Annotated in this window: 16 protein-coding genes; 13 read left to right on the top strand and 3 right to left on the bottom strand. The window is 61.1% G+C overall.

From position 1 onward, the window contains the following. Positions 1–134 precede the first annotated feature (134 nt). Entirely contained in the window at positions 135–1,559 is a 1,425-nt protein-coding gene (aspA, locus tag TRP66_RS21105; protein ID WP_333406792.1) for an aspartate ammonia-lyase, read from the bottom strand. 221 nt (positions 1,560–1,780) lie between these two features. Between aspA and TRP66_RS21100 the strand changes: the two genes are divergently transcribed. The 5 genes from TRP66_RS21100 (at position 1,781) to TRP66_RS21080 (ending at position 6,054) form a co-directional block, all read left to right on the top strand. Next, positions 1,781–2,719 carry a LysR substrate-binding domain-containing protein gene (locus tag TRP66_RS21100; protein ID WP_333406790.1) on the top strand — a complete coding sequence of 313 codons (939 nt, stop codon included), beginning with the start codon at positions 1,781–1,783 and terminating at the stop codon, positions 2,717–2,719. A 228-nt stretch (positions 2,720–2,947) separates the two neighbouring features. Then, positions 2,948–3,439: a 5-(carboxyamino)imidazole ribonucleotide mutase gene (gene purE / locus TRP66_RS21095; RefSeq protein WP_333406788.1), complete on the top strand. Its 492-nt coding sequence runs from the start codon at positions 2,948–2,950 to the stop codon at positions 3,437–3,439. A 10-nt stretch (positions 3,440–3,449) separates the two neighbouring features. After that, entirely contained in the window at positions 3,450–4,532 is a 1,083-nt protein-coding gene (locus TRP66_RS21090) for a 5-(carboxyamino)imidazole ribonucleotide synthase (protein ID WP_333406786.1), read from the top strand. Between the two features lie 580 nt (positions 4,533–5,112). After that, complete coding sequence (locus TRP66_RS21085) at positions 5,113–5,361, top strand: GlsB/YeaQ/YmgE family stress response membrane protein (RefSeq protein WP_333406785.1); 249 nt, start codon at positions 5,113–5,115, stop codon at positions 5,359–5,361. Positions 5,362–5,520: 159 nt separating this feature from the next. Then, positions 5,521–6,054 carry a DUF3299 domain-containing protein gene (locus TRP66_RS21080; RefSeq protein WP_333406783.1) on the top strand — a complete coding sequence of 178 codons (534 nt, stop codon included), beginning with the start codon at positions 5,521–5,523 and terminating at the stop codon, positions 6,052–6,054. Between the two features lie 15 nt (positions 6,055–6,069). Here TRP66_RS21080 and TRP66_RS21075 read toward each other — a convergent pair whose 3' ends face one another. Together TRP66_RS21075 and TRP66_RS21070 are read right to left on the bottom strand one after the other, a co-directional pair. Next, positions 6,070–6,987: a D-hexose-6-phosphate mutarotase gene (locus tag TRP66_RS21075; RefSeq protein ID WP_333406781.1), complete on the bottom strand. Its 918-nt coding sequence runs from the start codon at positions 6,985–6,987 to the stop codon at positions 6,070–6,072. Between the two features lie 233 nt (positions 6,988–7,220). Further along, positions 7,221–7,622 carry an acyl-CoA thioesterase gene (locus tag TRP66_RS21070; RefSeq protein ID WP_333406778.1) on the bottom strand — a complete coding sequence of 134 codons (402 nt, stop codon included), beginning with the start codon at positions 7,620–7,622 and terminating at the stop codon, positions 7,221–7,223. A 437-nt stretch (positions 7,623–8,059) separates the two neighbouring features. Between TRP66_RS21070 and TRP66_RS21065 the strand changes: the two genes are divergently transcribed. From TRP66_RS21065 to TRP66_RS21030, 8 genes are all read left to right on the top strand, one after another. Next, positions 8,060–9,349 carry an MFS transporter gene (locus TRP66_RS21065; protein ID WP_333406776.1) on the top strand — a complete coding sequence of 430 codons (1,290 nt, stop codon included), beginning with the start codon at positions 8,060–8,062 and terminating at the stop codon, positions 9,347–9,349. A gap of 166 nt (positions 9,350–9,515) precedes the next feature. Further along, a complete protein-coding gene (locus TRP66_RS21060; RefSeq protein WP_333406774.1) occupies positions 9,516–10,517 on the top strand; it encodes a phosphate ABC transporter substrate-binding protein PstS family protein in 1,002 nt (333 codons plus the stop codon). Between the two features lie 131 nt (positions 10,518–10,648). Beyond that, positions 10,649–12,931 carry an ABC transporter permease subunit gene (locus TRP66_RS21055; protein ID WP_333406772.1) on the top strand — a complete coding sequence of 761 codons (2,283 nt, stop codon included), beginning with the start codon at positions 10,649–10,651 and terminating at the stop codon, positions 12,929–12,931. A gap of 69 nt (positions 12,932–13,000) precedes the next feature. Further along, positions 13,001–14,617 (top strand): phosphate ABC transporter permease PstA, encoded by a 1,617-nt coding sequence (gene pstA, locus TRP66_RS21050; RefSeq protein ID WP_333406886.1) that lies wholly within the window; start codon positions 13,001–13,003, stop codon positions 14,615–14,617. 69 nt (positions 14,618–14,686) lie between these two features. Next, complete coding sequence (gene pstB, locus TRP66_RS21045) at positions 14,687–15,520, top strand: phosphate ABC transporter ATP-binding protein PstB (protein ID WP_333406770.1); 834 nt, start codon at positions 14,687–14,689, stop codon at positions 15,518–15,520. 69 nt (positions 15,521–15,589) lie between these two features. Beyond that, positions 15,590–16,351: a phosphate signaling complex protein PhoU gene (gene phoU, locus TRP66_RS21040; protein ID WP_333406768.1), complete on the top strand. Its 762-nt coding sequence runs from the start codon at positions 15,590–15,592 to the stop codon at positions 16,349–16,351. A 204-nt stretch (positions 16,352–16,555) separates the two neighbouring features. After that, positions 16,556–17,452: a response regulator gene (locus TRP66_RS21035; RefSeq protein WP_333406766.1), complete on the top strand. Its 897-nt coding sequence runs from the start codon at positions 16,556–16,558 to the stop codon at positions 17,450–17,452. Positions 17,453–17,612: 160 nt separating this feature from the next. Continuing rightward, positions 17,613–18,515, top strand: coding sequence for a M23 family metallopeptidase (locus tag TRP66_RS21030; protein ID WP_333406764.1), 903 nt, complete (start codon positions 17,613–17,615; stop codon positions 18,513–18,515). The last annotated feature ends 15 nt before the right edge of the window (positions 18,516–18,530 follow it).

The raw sequence follows: 18,530 nt of genomic DNA, 5'->3' as shown, positions 1-18,530 counted from the left end.
AATCGTGACATCGGCTGGGTAGAAAGCTGCGTGCCTTCTCCGACCGACGGCCAAAAAAAAGGGTCTGGAGAATCACTCCAGACCCTCAAAAAGCCAAGGGATGTCTAGGCCCTCAACCTGGTGAGCGTGCCGCGTCAGGCCTTCAGTGGGACCAGTCGCGGGGCAATCATGTTCTCGGGCCGCAGGATGTCGTCGAGCATCGCGTCGTCCAGCAAACGCTCCTCGCGAACCAGCTCCAGCACGCCGCGCCCGGTTTCCAGGGCAGTGCGGGCGATGCGGGTCGAATTTTCGTAACCGATGTAAGGGTTGAGCGCGGTGACCAGCCCGATGGAGTGTTCCACCAGCTCACGGCAGCGCTGCTCGTTGGCGGTGATGCCCACGATGCAATGCTCGCGCAGCATGTCCATGGCGCGTTGCAGCAGGCCGATGGAGTCGAAAATCTTGTAGGCGATCAGCGGTTCCATCACGTTGAGCTGCAACTGGCCGCCCTCGGCCGCCATCGTCAGCGCCAGATCGTTGCCGATGATCTCGAATGCCACCTGGTTGACCGCCTCGGGAATGACCGGGTTGACCTTGCCGGGCATGATCGAGCTGCCAGGCTGGCGCGCGGGCAGATTGATCTCGTTGATGCCGGTGCGCGGACCGCTGGACAGCAGACGCAGGTCGTTGCAGATCTTCGACAGCTTGACCGCGGTGCGCTTGAGCATCCCGGAGAACAATACGAAGGCGCCCATGTCGGAGGTTGCTTCAATCAGGTCGGCTGCCGGTACCAGCGGCTGGCCGCTGATGGTTGCCAGTCGCTCCACGGCCAGCTGCTGATAGCCAGGGTCGGCGTTGATCCCGGTGCCGATGGCCGTGCCGCCCAGGTTAACCTCGGTCAACAGCTCCGGCGCCAGCGTGCGCAGGCGATTGAGGTCTTCGGTCAGGGTGGTCGCAAAGGCGCGGAATTCCTGACCCAGGGTCATGGGCACTGCATCCTGCAGCTGGGTGCGGCCCATCTTGAGGACGTGGCTGAACTCTTCACCCTTGGCCGCGAAAGCCTGGATCAGGCTGGACAGGCTGGCGAGCAGGGCGTCATGGCCCAGCAGCAGGCCAAGACGGATGGCGGTCGGGTAGGCGTCGTTGGTCGACTGCGCCATGTTCACATCGTTGTTGGGGTGCAGATGCTTGTACTCACCCTTCTCGAAACCCATGGTTTCGAGCGCGATGTTGGCAATGACTTCGTTGGCGTTCATGTTGGTCGAAGTGCCGGCGCCGCCCTGAATCATGTCCACCACGAACTGATCGTGGAAATCGCCGCGAATCAGCCGCGCGCAGGCTTCACTGATTGCCGCGTGCTTGGCCTCGTTGAGGTGTCCGAGCTGGTGGTTTGCATCTGCCGCCGCTTGCTTGACCATCGCCAGGGCCACGACCAGCTTGGGGTAGTGGGAAAGCGGTACGCCGGAGAGGTGGAAGTTGTTCACCGCTCGCAGGGTCTGGATACCGTAGTAGGCGTGGGAAGGTACTTCGAGAACACCAAGCAGGTCTTTTTCAATGCGCGATGATGCAGACGAGGACATGATAGATCGAGTCTCAGGAAAGGCATCGGCGATGCCGGAACGCCCCGAATAGTGGGCTTTGCGGTTATGATTGACCAATGCTGTTACGAGCTGACCTATGCAATAACGGCATAACGATGATGTGACGCCCCGCGTTTGCGGAGCGTGATCGCCTGTTATCGCGTGTGTGCGGGCTGACGGCGACTGATGATCCGAAGTGCAGCACCAGTCCGGGGGATGTGATGAATCTGGAAAGCAAATGGTTGGAGGATTTCAGTGCTCTGGCCGCAACGCGAAGTTTTTCCCAGGCAGCGGAGCGACGTTTCGTGACGCAACCTGCGTTCAGTCGCCGCATCCGCAGTCTTGAGGCCGCACTGGGGCTGACCCTGGTGAATCGGTCGCGTACGCCTATCGAGCTGACCGCTGCCGGCCAGCTGTTCCTGGTGACTGCGCGAACGGTGGTCGAGCAGCTCGGGGAAGTGGTTCGTCACCTGCATCACCTGGAAGGCGGGCAGGGCGAAGTGATGCAGATTGCGGCAGCGCACTCGCTCGCTCTCGGCTTTTTCCCAAGCTGGATCGCCCAATTGCGCAATGAAGGCCTGAACATCGCCACCCGTCTGGTGGCGACCAACGTCGGCGACGCCGTTCACGCCCTGCGCGAAGGCGGCTGCGATCTGATGCTCGCCTTCTATGATCCGGACGCGGCCTTGCAGATGGATGCCGAGATATTCCCGTCCCTGCACCTCGGACAGACCGAAATGCTGCCGGTCTGCGCCGCGGACGCTGACGGGCATCCGCTGTTCGACCTGGAAGGCGAAGCCAGCGTGCCGCTGCTGGCCTATAGCGCGGGTGCGTTTCTGGGGCGGTCCGTCAACCTGCTGTTGCGACAGCGGAACCTGCGCTCCACGACGGTCTATGAAACCGCTATGGCCGACAGCCTCAAAGGCATGGCGCTCGAAGGGCTGGGTATCGCCTGGGTGCCGCATTTGAGCGTGCGCGCCGAACTGGCTCGTGGCGAGCTGGTGGTCTGCGGCGGACCGCAGTGGCACGTGCCGCTGGAAATTCGCCTTTACCGTTGTGCACTGGTGCGCAAGGCCAACGTGCGGCTGCTGTGGCGCAAGCTCGAAAGCGCTGCAGCTCTGGAGGCGTCCCGTGACGGACTCGCGGACAACGGTGCATGAACTGGGAACGGACGGCTCGTTCCCATGACGCGCTGTGATCAATCGAGTGTTTAAAAAAGCCGTACAGAAGCCTGATCGAGGGGGCTGCCATCCCGCTGCTTTGCGGTATACTGCGCGGCCTTTGGCCGGTTTGATCGGTCATTTTTCGTACAGCAAGCCACGCCGGTCCTCCCGCGTGGCTTGTTTGTTTTTTGCAGCGCCTGCGGGCGCCCGATGAGAGGCACGACGATGAGCGCACTGGTTGGCGTGATCATGGGCTCCAAGTCCGATTGGTCCACCCTTAGCCACACCGCCGATACGCTGGACAAGCTCGGCATCCCCTACGAAGTCAAGGTGGTGTCGGCCCACCGGACGCCGGATCTGCTGTTCCAGTACGCGGAAGAAGCGGAAGGCCGGGGCATCGAAGTCATCATCGCCGGCGCCGGCGGCGCGGCTCATCTGCCTGGCATGTGCGCGGCCAAGACCCATCTGCCGGTCCTCGGCGTTCCGGTGCAGTCTTCGATGCTGTCGGGCGTCGACTCCCTGCTGTCGATCGTGCAGATGCCCGCGGGCATTCCGGTCGCGACGCTGGCCATCGGCAAGGCCGGCGCCATCAATGCCGCGCTGTTGTCGGCCAGCATCCTGGGCGCCAAGCACCCGCAATTCCACACGGTGCTGAAGCAGTTCCGCGCCGATCAGACAGACAGCGTTCTGGGTAATCCGGATCCGCGCGACGCCTGAGGTTTTTCCAATGAAGATCGGTGTAATCGGTGGCGGCCAGTTGGGTCGTATGTTGGCTCTGGCGGGAACGCCGCTGGGAATGAGCTTCGCTTTTCTGGACCCCGCGCCCGATGCGTGCGCCGCCGCGCTGGGTGAACATCTGCGTGCCGATTACGGCGATCTCGACCACCTGCGCCAGCTGGCCGACGAGGTGGACCTGGTTACGTTCGAGTTCGAAAGCGTACCGGCTGAAACCGTGGCCTTCCTCTCGCAGTTCGTGCCGGTCTATCCGAGCGCCGAAGCCTTGCGCATCGCGCGTGATCGCTGGTTCGAAAAGAGCATGTTCAAGGATCTGGGGATCCCGACGCCTGCCTTCGCGGACATCCAGTCCCAGGCCGATCTTGACGCTGCCGTGGCCAGCATCGGTCTGCCCGCTGTCCTCAAGACCCGCACCCTAGGTTACGACGGCAAGGGTCAGAAAGTGCTGCGCACCGCTGCCGACGTGACAGGCACGTTCGCCGAGCTGGGCAGCGTGCCGTGCCTGCTGGAAGGCTTCGTGCCGTTTACCGGTGAGGTTTCCTTGATCGCCGTACGCGGCCGCGACGGAGAAACCTGTTTCTACCCGTTGGTGCACAACACCCACGAGAGCGGCATTCTGCGGCTGTCCGTCGCCAGCACCGATCATCCCCTGCAAGCGCTGGCGCAGGATTACGCGGAGCGCGTGCTCAAGCAGCTCGACTACGTCGGCGTGCTGGCTTTCGAGTTCTTCGAAGTCGATGGCGGCCTCAAGGCCAACGAAATCGCGCCGCGCGTACACAACTCCGGACACTGGACCACCGAAGGCGCCGAGTGCAGCCAGTTTGAAAACCACCTGCGGGCCGTTGCTGGCCTGCCGTTGGGTTCGACGGCCAAGGTCGGTGAAAGCGCGATGCTGAACTTCATCGGCGAAGTGCCGGCCGTGGACAAGGTGCTGTCGGTCGACGACTGCCATCTGCATCACTACGGCAAGGCGTTCAAGGCCGGTCGCAAGGTCGGACACGCGACCGTACGCAGCGCAGACCGGGAAACCCTGGACCGGCAGGTGAAGCAGGTCGAAGCGCTGATCAAAAACTGATCGCTGAAACGTAATGCTGATCGCCAGCAAGCTGGCTCCTACCGATACTGGTCCCGTAGGAGCCAGCTTGCTGGCGAAGCAAACGACGCGGTGTATCAGCCAGATCGTGTCATGGCCGGTCGCGAGCAAGCTTTCTCCCACAGGTTCGGCGCAGGCCAGCTTTTGTGGGAGCCAGCTTGCTGGCGAAGCAAACGACGCGGTGTATCAGCCAGACTGCGTCATGGCCGGTCGCGAGCAAGCTCCCTCCTACAAGTTCAGCGCAGGCCAGCTTTTGTGGGAGCCAGCTTGCTGGCGAAGCAAACGACGCGGTGTATCAGCCAGACCGTGTCATGGCCGGTCGCGAGCAAGCTCTCTCCCACAGGTTCGGCGCAGGCCAGCTTTTGTGGGAGCCAGCTTGCTGGCGAAGCAAACGATGCGGTGTATCAGCCAGACCGTGTCATGGCCGGTCGCGAGCAAGCTCCCCCCACACAGACCGGCAGTGTCCGGACTGGACGGAACCATTCCAACCCACTGTTCTCAGATAGGCTAACAACGCCGTAAAACAGCGTTTGTGTGTCTAAATCATACAGAGGGAAATGGCATGGGTATTATCGGAACCATCTTCATTGGCTTGGTCGTTGGCCTGTTGGCACGCTTCCTCAAGCCCGGCGATGACAGCATGGGCTGGATCATGACCATTGTGTTGGGCATTGCCGGTTCGCTGGCCGCAACCTATGGTGGACAGGCTGTAGGTATTTACAAAGCAGACGAAGCCGCGGGCTTCCTGGGCGCTCTGGTTGGCGCGATCATCCTGCTGGTCCTGTACGGCCTGATCAAAAAGAAAGCCTGATCGAATAGCCGCAAATGACCTGCCAGCCTTTGCCCGACATGGCGCAAGGGCTGCAGTGTCTTCCTCCACGCCAAGCACATGCGACGACGAAAGAACGCTGTATTCAGGCCGTAGCGCATTAGAATACGCGCCTTCTCTCAGCCTCTGCCGAGCTTGTCCATGCGTCGTTTCGCGTTTATCACCTTATTATTGTTCACAGGGCTGGCCTACGCCGAGATGCCTGAAACCGACTGGCTGGAACTCATGCCGCCGTCGGATCAGAAGGCGCTGGAAGCGATGCCGGAGATCGACCACAACTCGCCCGAGGCGATGGGGACTTTCGACAGCAAGGACGGTTTGAAGCAGAGCAAGGGTCTGCCGGCGGTCATGTATTCGACCAAAACGGTCGCTGCGATGAACGGCAAGCACATTCGTCTGGGCGGCTATCCGGTTCCACTGGAAACCGACGCCACAGGCAACGCCACGCTGTTCTTTCTCGTGCCATACCCAGGCGCCTGTATCCACGTACCGCCTCCACCACCGAATCAGCTCGTGCTGGTGCGCTACCCTAAGGGCGTGAAGCTCGATGACATCTACACACCGCTCTGGGTTACCGGCACCTTGAAGATCGAGAAGGTCAACAACGATCTGGCCGACGCCGCTTATGCGCTGGATGCGTCACAGGCCCGAGTCGTGGTCGAATCGGACCTCTGAGGGTGGGTGAAGCGCTCACTCCTGCAGCGCTTCGCTCCAGATACTGACGCTCATGACATGCATTTCGTCTGGCGCCAACGTCACCACATCACCCAATACGTTCGCGGTTTCGACACAGACCATGCCTTGCCAGCCGTCCGCGGCCATGTCGGTGAAGCGCTGGGTCTTTTCGATCCACGGGTTCCAGAGCACAGCTGAGTTGGAGCCGGAAGTCTGAATCAGAATCCGCCGTTGCCATTGCGGGTCGACGATACCCAGCAGGTTCGGCGTGTCCAGGTAGATGCGGTCGGTTTCGCCGGTAAAGGTCAGATCACCGCTTTGCTGGCGCTTTTCCCAACCTTCGAGCGTCTCGATGTAGCTCAGCCCGTCCAGACCCTGAATGCGAATCTGACGGACATCGCTGACTGCGAAATAGGTATGCAGCGCCTGGCTGAACGTTACCGTTTCGGCGCTGGCATTGAAGCTGACCAGGCTCACGTTCAAGGCCTGATCCAGGCGGATGCTCAGCTTGAGTGCGACATTATGCGGCCAGCCCGGCAGCTGGCCTTCGGCTTCCGGCAGCACCAGTTCGACCAGCAATGCGTCGCCATCCTCGCCCGCGCCCAGCAGTTCCCAGTTCAACGCACGCACTTCGCCGTGGGCCTTGGCCGGTTCGCTGCTCTGACGCATGGCCTGGACGCTGTCCGGGTTGCGCTCAAGATTGCCGAACCAGGGCCAGCACACCGGGATGCCGCCACGCACAGGCTTGCCTTGCTTGAAGACCGCCGCTTCGTTGCGCCAGATCAGCGGCTGCTGTCCGTCGACCTGATAGCCAATGATCTGGGCACCCTGGCGCGCGATCAGCAGCTCTGCATCGCGGTGACGAATGCGCCAGCCGTCAAGTTCGTCGAATTGAATGGATTCGATGGAAGGTGTGGCCGCGGTGTTGGACATGCTCGGTTCTCGCTCAGGGGACTGTGACGGAGATAGACTCATCTCCAGGCGTCGAGTTTAAGAGGGTGTTTACAAAATAGGCGAGCGAAGGCAAGACAAGGCGAATTCGGTCGAAAAAGCGGAGTTTACATGGAGTAAATGAGCATTTTGAGACCGATTTCAACGCCGTATTGCCGAGCGCAGCCATTTTGTAAACACCCTCTAACCGACCGATGCCCAATAGCCGCAGGCCGTCAGCGTCGAGCCGGTACCGAACGGGTTCTGCCGCTGCCGTCGATGGCCACGAAAACGAACACGGCCTCGGTGACCTTGCGCCATTCGCTGCTCAGCGGGTCGTCGCTCCACACCTCGATGATCATCTTGATCGAGGTGCGGCCCACTTCAAGCGTGCGGGTATAGAAGGACAATTGCTCGCCCACGGCGACGGGGACGAGAAAGGCCATCCTGTCGATTGCGACGGTCGCCACGCGTCCCGCCGCGACCTTGCTGGCCATCGCAGTGCCCGCCAGGTCCATCTGGGAAACCAGCCAGCCGCCATAGATATCCCCGAAACCATTGGTTTCGCGGGGAAGCGCTGTGATTTGCAAAGCGAGATCGCCTTGCGGGGTTGGATCTTCTTGTTCGAGCTCAATCATGCCTGGGGTGCCTCTGACCCATGACTCTCAGGGTGTTGTCGCGGTTGACCGGTACCATTCAAAACTGTGCGGGTGACAATGCGTGCATGTCGCGAATGCATTTTGGATGGCCTTTGGAGGGAAACTCTGCGAAAGCCGCTGAACCAGACGTTTTCGCACAAATTCCCATGGCCTCAGACAGCCTGCGAGTATATCGGCCATAGCGTCACAGGACGACCGCCGAGTTTTCATTGCGTATTGCCACACATCTCCTATGTGTTTTTTGAAACAATTTGGTATCTTCACTGACCCCTTACAGGTAACAAGATTTCCTGTACAGGCAATTTTGGTGCCCACCCGCACAATTGCCGCCGGACATTCGCTTCTGCATGCCAACCCGCCGCAGCCAGCGTAGCTGTCGCTTGCCCCCTCAAAGAAAGTTAAGAGAAGCCTTTGTCATGTCATCCGTTACCTCAAGTGCCGCGCAGCCGTCGCGGCCTCTGACCCGAAGCGATTACAAAACCCTGTCGCTCTCCGCTCTGGGTGGAGCGCTGGAGTTCTACGACTTCATCATTTTCGTTTTCTTCGCCGCCGTGGTCGGCAAGCTGTTCTTCCCGGTGGACATGCCCGACTGGCTGCGCATGATGCAGACCTTCGGCATTTTCGCGGCCGGCTACCTGGCGCGGCCGCTGGGCGGCATCATCATGGCGCACTTCGGCGACCTCTTGGGGCGCAAGAAGATGTTCACCTTGAGCATCTTCATGATGGCCGTGCCGACCTTGATCATGGGTCTGCTGCCGACCTACGAACAGATCGGCCTGTGGGCGCCTATCCTGCTTCTGCTGATGCGCGTTATTCAGGGCGCGGCCATCGGCGGCGAAGTACCCGGTGCCTGGGTGTTCGTATCCGAACACGTGCCGGCTCGCTATGTGGGCTACGCCTGCGGCACGCTGACCGCCGGCCTCACTGCCGGGATCCTGCTGGGCTCGCTGGTGGCGACCGCCATCAACAGCATCTACACCCCTGTCGAAGTCTCGGATTACGCCTGGCGCATACCCTTTCTGCTGGGCGGCGTGTTCGGCCTGATGTCCGTTTACCTGCGCCGTCTGCTGCACGAAACGCCGGTGTTCGCTGAATTGCAGCTGCGCAAGGCGCTGGCCGAAGAAGTACCGCTCAAGGCGGTACTGCGTGATCACCGTGGCGCGGTGGCACTGTCGATGCTGATGACCTGGCTGCTGTCGGCCGGGATCATCGTGGTGATTCTGATGACGCCGACCATTCTGCAGACTGTCTACGGTTTTCCGGCGGCGACGGCCTTGAAAGCCAACAGCGTGGCAATCGTCTTTCTGAGCCTGGGTTGCATCGGCGCCGGCGCACTGGCGGATCGTATCGGCGCGGGCTGGGTCTTCCTGCTGGGCAGCGCCGGGCTGCTGGTCAGCTCATGGACGTTCTATCACATCCTCGGCGACATGCCGCAGGTGCTGTTCCCGCTCTATGCCCTGACGGGTCTGTTCGTCGGCACTATCGGTGCGGTGCCTTACGTGATGGTCAAGGCGTTCCCGCCGGTCGTGCGTTTCTCCGGCCTGTCGTTTTCCTATAACCTGGCCTACGCCATCTTTGGCGGCCTGACGCCGATGGTCGTGACCTTCATGCTGAAATCGAGTCCGATGGGTCCGGCATGGTATGTCGCGATCCTGTGCGGCATGGGGCTGGCTATCGGGGCTTACCTGCTGTCGCAAAAACGCTGAATGTCCCTGAAACCGTCGCTTCGGTGACAGGTTGACAGCTAAAGGCCACTATCTCGACGAGAGGGTGGCCTTTTTCATCTTATTGTCATAATCAGTTCATAAAGTGTTCATCCGACGAGCAAATATCGATGGTGGGTACTTCCCGTACCGACCAGGAGCGCACGGCATGACACTCAAGACCCTGATCACTGCACTGACGTTCGTGGCCGCCGGCATGATGACGGCCGGCTCGTTCGCGGCGGTGGATCCGGCGATCCGGCCCTATACGAAGACCAGCGGCGTATCGGGCAATCTGTCGAGCGTGGGCTCCGATACGCTCGCCAACCTGATGACCTTGTGGGCCGAGGCCTACAAGAAGGAATACCCCAGCGTAAACATCCAGATCCAGGCGGCCGGCTCTTCGACCGCGCCGCCCGCGCTGACCGAAGGAACCGCCAATCTCGGCCCTATGAGCCGCAAGATGAAGGACGGCGAGTTGTCGGCGTTCGAGCAGCGGCATGGCTATAAACCGACTGCCATTCCGGTGGCGGTCGACGCGTTGGCCGTCTTCGTGCACAAGGACAACCCGGTCAAGGGACTGACGATCGAACAGATCGACGCCATTTTTTCCTCGACCCGACTCTGCGGCGCCAGGAATGACGTCAAAACATGGGGCGATGTCGGCGTAACCGGTGATCTGGCCGGCAAGCCAATTCAGCTGTTCGGCCGCAATTCGGTTTCCGGCACCTACGGTTATTTCAAGGAAGCGGCGCTCTGCAAAGGCGACTTCAAGGCCAACGTCAACGAGCAACCGGGTTCTGCGTCCGTCGTCAGCTCGATCAGCAGCTCACTCAACGGCATCGGTTATTCAGGTATCGGCTACAAGACATCGAGCGTCAAAACCGTGCCGCTTGCCAGGAAGGAAGGCGGGGCGTTCGTCGAGGACACCGAGGCCAACACGTTGAACGGCTCTTATCCGCTGTCGCGTTTCCTCTATGTCTATGTGAACAAGGCTCCCAATCAGCCACTGGCGCCGCTGGAAGCCGAGTTCGTCAAACTAGTGCTGTCGCGGCAGGGTCAGGAAGTGGTCATGAAGGATGGTTACATTCCGCTTCCACCCAAGGTCGTCGAAAAAGCTCTGGCGGATCTGGGATTGCAGAACGCCGCTGGCGTTGCGGCCAGGCCCTGAATGATCAGCGAGGCTCGATCAGGTTTCGCCGTACCGAGCGGTCCGCTGCCAACCCATGAGGCGGCGGGCCTTTTTTGTGTCAGGCTGTTGTAATCAACGTTATCCACGGGACGGGCTACGGTTTCTAGTGCATGAATGATCTGGGCAATTCCACGGATGAGCGTCTGTTGACCAAGCGTATCGATTTCAACACCCCGCAGATGCAGCGCAAGCGCCGTATCCGGGCGTTCACGGATCGCCTGACGCGCTGGTATGTGGCGGTGGGCGGCCTGGCGGTGCTGGCGGCCATCACGTTGATCTTCTTTTATCTGGCCTACGTCGTCGCGCCGCTGTTCAAGGGGGCGACCCTGACCGTGCAGCCTGCGCTGCCCGCGCCCTGGGTGCAGGACGCAGGCAATCCGTTGATGATCACCATCGAGGAACAGAACCAGGTCGCCATGCGGATCTCCGACAAGGGCCTGATGGTGTTCTTCGATCTGCAGAGCGGGGCCGAACTGCAACGCCTGAACGTGCCGTTGCCGGCCGGCGCCCATGTGGTCTCCATCGGCAAGGACCAGCCGGGCGCGCCCCTGATCGCACTGGGCCTGTCGAACGGTCAGGTGCTGGTTTTCCGACATACCTACAAGACCACTTATCCCGACAATCGCAAGACCATCACGCCGGAAGTCATCTGGCCTTATGGGGAAACACCGCTGGTACTCGACGAGCAAGGCCGTCCGGTGGAGTACGTCACGCTCACGGCCGACAGTGAACATATGAAGCTGGCCGGAGCGACCGGAACCCAGCTGCATGTTCTGGCCCTCGACCAGATCGAGAACCCGATGACCGGTGAGGTCACCCGCGAGCAGGCACGCATTGATCTGCCGCAGCTGTCGGCGACGGTCAAGGCGATTTATATCGACCCACGCCAGCAGTGGCTGTATGTCATCAACGGCCGGGCACAGGCGGATGTGTTCAGCCTGCGCGACCGGACGCTCAATGGCCGATACAAGCTGCTGGAAGACGCCAACGCCGAAATCACCGCCAGCGCTCAACTGGTCGGCGGTATCTCCCTGATCATCGGCAACTCCAAGGGCAGCATGGCGCAGTGGTTCATGGCTCGGGATGTCGACGGCGAGCCGCGCTTCACACGTATCCGCGACTTCAAGCTCGGAAATTCACCGGTCACCCAGATCAAGTCCGAACAGCGGCGCAAGGGTTTCATTGCCCTTGACGCAACGGGTCGCCTGGGGGTGTTCCACAGCACCGCGCACCGAACCCTGCTGTTGGAGCAGGTCGCACAAGGCTCCGGCATTCTCACGATGTCTCCACGGGCCAACCACGTTTTGCTCGAAAGTGGCGGGCAGTTGCTGCCGATGATCCTGGACAACCCGCACCCAGAGGTCTCCTGGAGCTCGCTGTGGGGCAAGGTCTGGTACGAGAACTACGACAGTCCGCAGTACGTATGGCAGTCCACCGCGTCCAATTCGGACTTCGAGCCTAAGCTCAGCCTTGCGCCGCTGACCTACGGCACACTCAAGGCCGCGTTCTACGCGATGTTGCTGGCCGCGCCGCTGGCAGTCGCGGCGGCGATCTATACCGCGTACTTCATGGCGCCGAGAATGCGCCGCAAGGTCAAGCCGGTCATCGAGTTGATGGAAGCGATGCCGACCGTGATTCTCGGCTTCTTCGCAGGCTTGTTTCTGGCGCCTTATCTCGAAGCGCACTTGCCGGGCGTGTTCAGCCTCATGCTGCTGACGCCGCTTGGCATTCTGCTGGCCGGATTCGCCTGGACACGGTTACCTGACTCGATCCGGTTGCGCGTTCCGGACGGCTGGGAAAGTGCGTTGCTGGTCCCGGTCATTCTGCTGGTGGGCTGGTTTTCCCTGAGCATCAGCCCGAACCTGGAAAGCTGGCTGTTCGCCGGTGACATGCGGACCTGGATCCGCGAGGACCTGGGCATCACCTACGACCAGCGTAATGCGCTGGTGGTCGGGATCGCCATGGGCTTTGCGGTGATCCCGAATATCTATTCCATTGCCGAAGACGCGGTGTTCAGCGTTCCGCGCAGCCTGACGCTGGGCTCGCTGGCATTGGGCGCCACCGCCTGGCAGACCCTGACCCGCGTGGTGATCCTGACCGCCAGCCCGGGTATTTTCTCGGCGCTGATGATCGGCATGGGCCGCGCGGTCGGTGAAACCATGATCGTGCTGATGGCGACCGGCAATACGCCCATCATGGACATGAACCTGTTCGAGGGCATGCGCACCCTGGCTGCGAACGTCGCCGTGGAGATGCCCGAATCGGAGGTGGGCGGCAGTCACTACCGCATCCTGTTTCTTGCCGCACTGGTGCTGCTGGTGTTCACGTTCGTGATGAACACCTTCGCAGAGCTGATTCGTCAGCGTCTGCGCAAGAAATACTCGTCGCTTTAAGGAAGGCAGAAGTACGTGAAGCGCAAATCCTTCAACAGCTGGTTCAAAAGCGGTGCTCCCGGCATCTGGATGAGCGCGGGCGCGGTTTCCATCGCGGTGATCATGACCATCGGTCTGTTGATCGTCATTGCGGTACGCGGCCTGGGCCATTTCTGGCCTGCCGATCTGGTCGCCGCGCACTATCAGATCCCCGGCCAGCCGGCGCGGATGATGGTGGGTGAGCAGGTGGAAACCGAACAGGTGCCGCGCGCGCGGCTCAAAGGCTCCGGCCTGCCGGTCAGCGACGACGGACCGGAGCTCATGACCCGGATGCTGTTCAAGGTCGGCAACCGGGATCTCGGTGCCGGCGACTTCGTGTGGGTGGTCGGCGACTGGCTGACCGAACGCAGCCATCCGCTCGACCTGATGACCCTTGAGCGCCGCGAGTGGGGCAACTTCTACGGCTATCTGATCAACATCAAGGAAAACGGCAAAGTCATCGGCGAAGGTCAGGCAGCCTGGCCCATGCTTCAGGAACGCATCGAGCGCGTCACGCGACTGGCCGCCGAACTCTATGATCTGGAACGCAAGGACATCGGCGCCATCAACCATGGCATCGAGCGCCTGCGCCTGCACAAACGCAAGCTGGAACTGGACGGCAGCCTGAATGCCGCGGCTCAGGCCGACATGGACGCCGAACGGGCGGAGCTGGACGCGCGCTACCAGGCGATCGAACAACGACTCGCCGAGCTGCACCAGTCCATCGGTCGCGACAGCCTCACCGCCCGCGACGCCAATGGCCAGGACGTCGAAATCAGCCTCGGCAAGGTCGTTCACGCCTACCAGCCCAACGGCATGGGCACCTTCAGCAAGCTGGGGTTCTATTTCAAGAAGCTGTGGGAATTCCTCAGTGAAGAACCGCGGGAAGCCAACACCGAGGGCGGAATCTTCCCGGCGATTTTCGGCACGGTGATGATGACGCTGATCATGGCAGTCATCGTGACCCCGTTCGGGGTGCTGGCGGCGGTCTATCTGCGCGAATATGCCCGCCAGGGGCCGATGACCCGCCTGATCCGGATTGCCGTGAACAACCTCGCCGGTGTTCCGGCGATCGTCTACGGTGTGTTCGGCCTGGGTTTCTTCGTCTACGTGCTGGGCGGGTCGCTGGACCGGCTGTTTTTCCCTGAAGCGCTGCCGGCACCGACCTTCGGTACGCCCGGCCTGCTGTGGGCATCGCTGACCCTCGCCTTGCTCGCGGTTCCGGTGGTGATTGTCGCGACCGAGGAAGGGCTGGCGCGCATTCCGCTCAGTTTGCGCGAAGGTTCGCTGGCGCTGGGCGCAACCAAGGCCGAGACCCTCTGGAAGATCGTCCTGCCAATGGCCAGCCCGGCAATGATGACCGGCCTGATTCTGGCGGTCGCCCGGGCAGCCGGTGAGGTCGCGCCGCTGATGCTGGTGGGTGTGGTCAAGCTGGCGCCGTCGCTGCCCGTGGATGGCAATTACCCCTACCTGCACCTGGATCAGAAGATCATGCATCTGGGCTTCCATATCTACGATGTCGGCTTCCAGAGCCCGAATGTCGAAGCGGCGCGTCCGCTGGTGTACGCCACCGCGCTGCTGCTGGTGCTGGTGATCGCGTTCTTGAACCTGTCGGCCGTCGCGATCCGCAACCATCTGCGGGAAAAGTACAAGGCGCTGGACACCTGATCCGAGAGCGCTGCCCTCCAACCTGGACGGGTGGCCTGATGAAATCAATGGTTCGCACAGGAGCAGACCATGCAACACCACAGCTCCACTCAAGGCGTGAACATGTCCCCCTTGAGGCGCAAGAAGCAAGGCCTGCATCTGGCTGACGAAACGGTGGCGATCGAGGTCCCCGGCCTGAACCTGTTCTATGGCGACAAACAGGCGCTGTTCGATATCGCCCTCAACATTCCCAAGCAGAAGGTCACCTCGTTCATCGGCCCGTCCGGCTGTGGCAAGTCGACCTTGCTGCGCACCTTCAACCGGATGAACGATCTGGTCGACGGCTGCCGGGTCGAAGGGGCGATCAACCTCTACGGCCACAATATCTATACCCGCGGCGAAGAAGTCGCGGAGCTGCGTCGGCGCGTCGGCATGGTGTTCCAGAAACCCAACCCGTTTCCCAAGACCATCTACGAAAACGTGGTGTACGGCTTGCGCATCCAGGGCATCAACAAGAAGCGGATGCTCGACGAGGCGGTGGAGTGGGCGCTCAAGGGCGCGGCGCTCTGGGACGAGGTCAAGGACCGGCTGCACGAGTCGGCCCTGGGCCTGTCCGGCGGCCAGCAGCAACGTCTGGTCATCGCCCGCACGATTGCCGTGGAACCCGAAGTGCTGCTGCTCGATGAACCCTGCTCGGCGCTCGACCCGATTTCGACGCTGAAAGTCGAAGAGCTGATCTACGAACTGAAATCCAAATACACCATTGTGATCGTCACCCACAACATGCAGCAGGCGGCTCGGGTGTCGGATTACACCGCGTTCATGTACATGGGCAAGCTTGTCGAATACGGTGACACAGATACCTTGTTCACCAATCCGGCAAAAAAACAGACGGAAGACTACATCACCGGTCGTTACGGCTAGGACGTGCTTCCTCGAACCTGAATCACCGCTGCGTTTTCGCATTCACCGGACGTTCCAAGGATATTCAGCATGATCCATAAAGACAGCCATACACATCACATCTCCCAACAGTTCAACGCTGAACTCGAAGACGTTCGCAGCCATCTGCTCGAAATGGGCGGGCTGGTCGAGAAGCAGGTCAACGATGCGGTGACCGCGCTGATCGAGGCCGACTCGGGCCTGGCGCAGCGTGTTCGGGAAGTCGATGACCGGATCAACCAGATGGAGCGCAACATCGACGAGGAATGCCTGCGCATCCTCGCGCGTCGCCAGCCGGCGGCTTCCGACCTGCGTCTGATCATCAGCATCTCCAAGTCGGTGATCGACCTGGAGCGCATCGGCGACGAAGCGACCAAGATCGCGCGCCGCGCTATTCAGCTGTGCGAGGAAGGTGAAGCGCCTCGCGGTTATGTGGAAGTGCGCCACATCGGCGATCAGGTGCGCAACATGGTCCGCGATGCGCTGGATTCCTTCGCTCGTTTCGATGCCGAGCTGGCGCTGTCCGTCGCCCAGTACGACAAGGTCATCGACCGCGAGTACAAGACCGCGCTGCGCGAACTGGCAACCTACATGATGGAAGACCCACGTTCGATTTCCCGGGTCCTGAACGTGATCTGGGTCCTGCGTTCGCTGGAGCGTATCGGCGACCATGCCCGCAACATCTCTGAACTGGTCATCTATCTGGTACGCGGCACCGACGTACGCCACATGGGCCTCAAGCGCATGAAGGAAGAAGTGCAAGGTATCTCAAGCGAAACCGCTAATGTTCCAGGCAGCCCTGACGATAAGTAAGATTGCCTGCGAAAAAAACGCCCGGCCTGCGCTGGGCGTTTTTCGTTCCCAGGCGCGAACATCCAAGTCGCCCGCGTAGAAAAGCGCCTGGCGCAGTCAATCAATATGGCAGTTGGCTATGAGTCAACGCTATGCTTGCCGAAACATAGGGCGTGTTGGCATACCGCAGTCGCCTTCGTGGTGAACACGTCCGCAGGAGCGTCGATGAGTAAGGTCAGTGTATTGGTGGTGGACGACGCGACGTTCATTCGCGATCTGGTGAAAAAAGGGCTGCGCAATTACTTCCCCGGCATTCACACCGAGGATGCGGTCAACGGGCGCAAGGCCCAGATCATCCTGAGCAAGGAATCCTTCGATCTGATTCTGTGCGACTGGGAAATGCCCGAGATGTCCGGTCTCGAGCTGCTTGCATGGTGCCGTGAGCAGAACAACTATCTGAAAACCGTGCCTTTCATCATGGTGACCAGCCGTGGCGACAAGGAAAACGTCGTGCAGGCCATTCAGGCCGGCGTAACTGACTTCGTCGGCAAGCCGTTCACCAACGAACAACTGCTGACCAAGGTCAAGAAAGCTCTGGCCCGGGTCGGCAAGCTGGATGCAGTGATGTCCTCGGCGCCCGCGCGCATGAGCTCGCCGCTCAATGATTCGCTGAGCGCCCTGACCGGCGGCAAGGCGGAAGTCGTGCGACCCGCAGCCGCGGCAGCCCCGGCAGCGGGCGGCATCGCCCGTGCGCCGGCGGTACCGACCAAATCAGCGGAGCCGGCTGGGCGCGGACAGGGCCAGTTGCGTCTGCCCAATGGCGTGCAGTCCTGCGTGATCAAGGCGCTGAGTCTCAAGGAAGCGCTGCTGGTCGTGCGTCGTACCGAGAACCTGCCGCAGATTCTCGACAGCGCGGTACTGGATCTGGAGCAGGGCGAAAGCAATGAAGTCGCGCGTCTCAATGGTTACGTTCACGCCATCGTTGCGTTCGAGCAGAAGCCTGACAGCGAATGGTTGCAACTCACCTTCCGTTTCGTCGATCAGGACGCGCAAAAGCTCGATTACCTGTCGCGCCTGATAGCGCGCGGCACGGCGCAGAAACACTTCGTTCCAGGCGCCTGATCGTCCGATGGGGCGTCCTGCGGTCAGGATCGCCTCATAATCTCTGCGCTGGCGCGAAACTATTGACGCCCGGCCTGTTGCCGATTGATACCCGCGATTCCTCTTTTGCCTGCAACGCTGCTAGGCTGGGCATTCATCGCCACGATCCAGACCTGCCCCGATGCTTGAGCGCCTACTGATACTGTTCGCCTTGACGCTGGCCGCGCAAACGGCCGGGGCAGTCACGATCTACAAATTCACTGATGCCGATGGCGTGGTGTCCTTCACGGACCGACCGGCCCGTGGCGCTTCGGTGGTGGTGTTCAAGGACCGGATGGTGGAGCGCTTCGAGCGCCAGGTGCATCTGAGCGTCAAGCGCGATAAAGGTGTTCACAGCCTCTACGTGCGCAACGATCTGTATGCGCCGGTCGAAGTCGAGCTGAAACTCTCGGGAATCAAGAACGTGCTGGGCGTTTCGGGCTCATCCTCGACGCTGCGCAGGACCATCGCGGCGCGCAGCAATCAGCGTGTGGTCGTGCTGAGCCCCAAAGTGCCCGGCAAGGCCATGAATTACGCCTCGATGCTCACCTCGACTCTGGGCGACCCCAAGGTGGCGACCCATGCCTACCGCTATCCGCTGCCGTGGATAGGCGGGCCGTTCCGGCTGACGCAGGGGCCGGGTGGCCAATACAGCCATTACGGTCCCAAAGGGCGCTATGCGCGAGACATCGCCATGCCGGTCGGCACGCCGATCATCGCGGCGCGAGCGGGAACCGTGGTCAAGGTCGAGAACGACCAGACCGGACGTGGATCGAACCCGGCGGGGAATTTCGTCAGGATCCTGCACGACGACGGCACCATGGGCGTCTATCTGCACCTGATGCGCGGCTCGGTGGTCGTTCAGGAAGGCCAGCGAGTGAACGTCGGCAGCGCACTGGCCAAATCCGGGAATACCGGCAACAGCACCGGGCCGCATCTGCACTTCGTGGTCCAACGCAATACCGGCCTGGCGCTGGAATCCATTCCCTATGAATTCGCCCAGCCGGTGCAGAGCCTGCCCAATTTTGCCGTGGGCGGGAATTGATTTGTGGGAGGCAGC

Origin of the sequence: Pseudomonas sp. JDS28PS106 (assembly GCF_036706555.1) — a bacterium.
GTDB lineage: Bacteria > Pseudomonadota > Gammaproteobacteria > Pseudomonadales > Pseudomonadaceae > Aquipseudomonas.
This window is presented reverse-complemented; position numbering and strand designations above follow the sequence as displayed.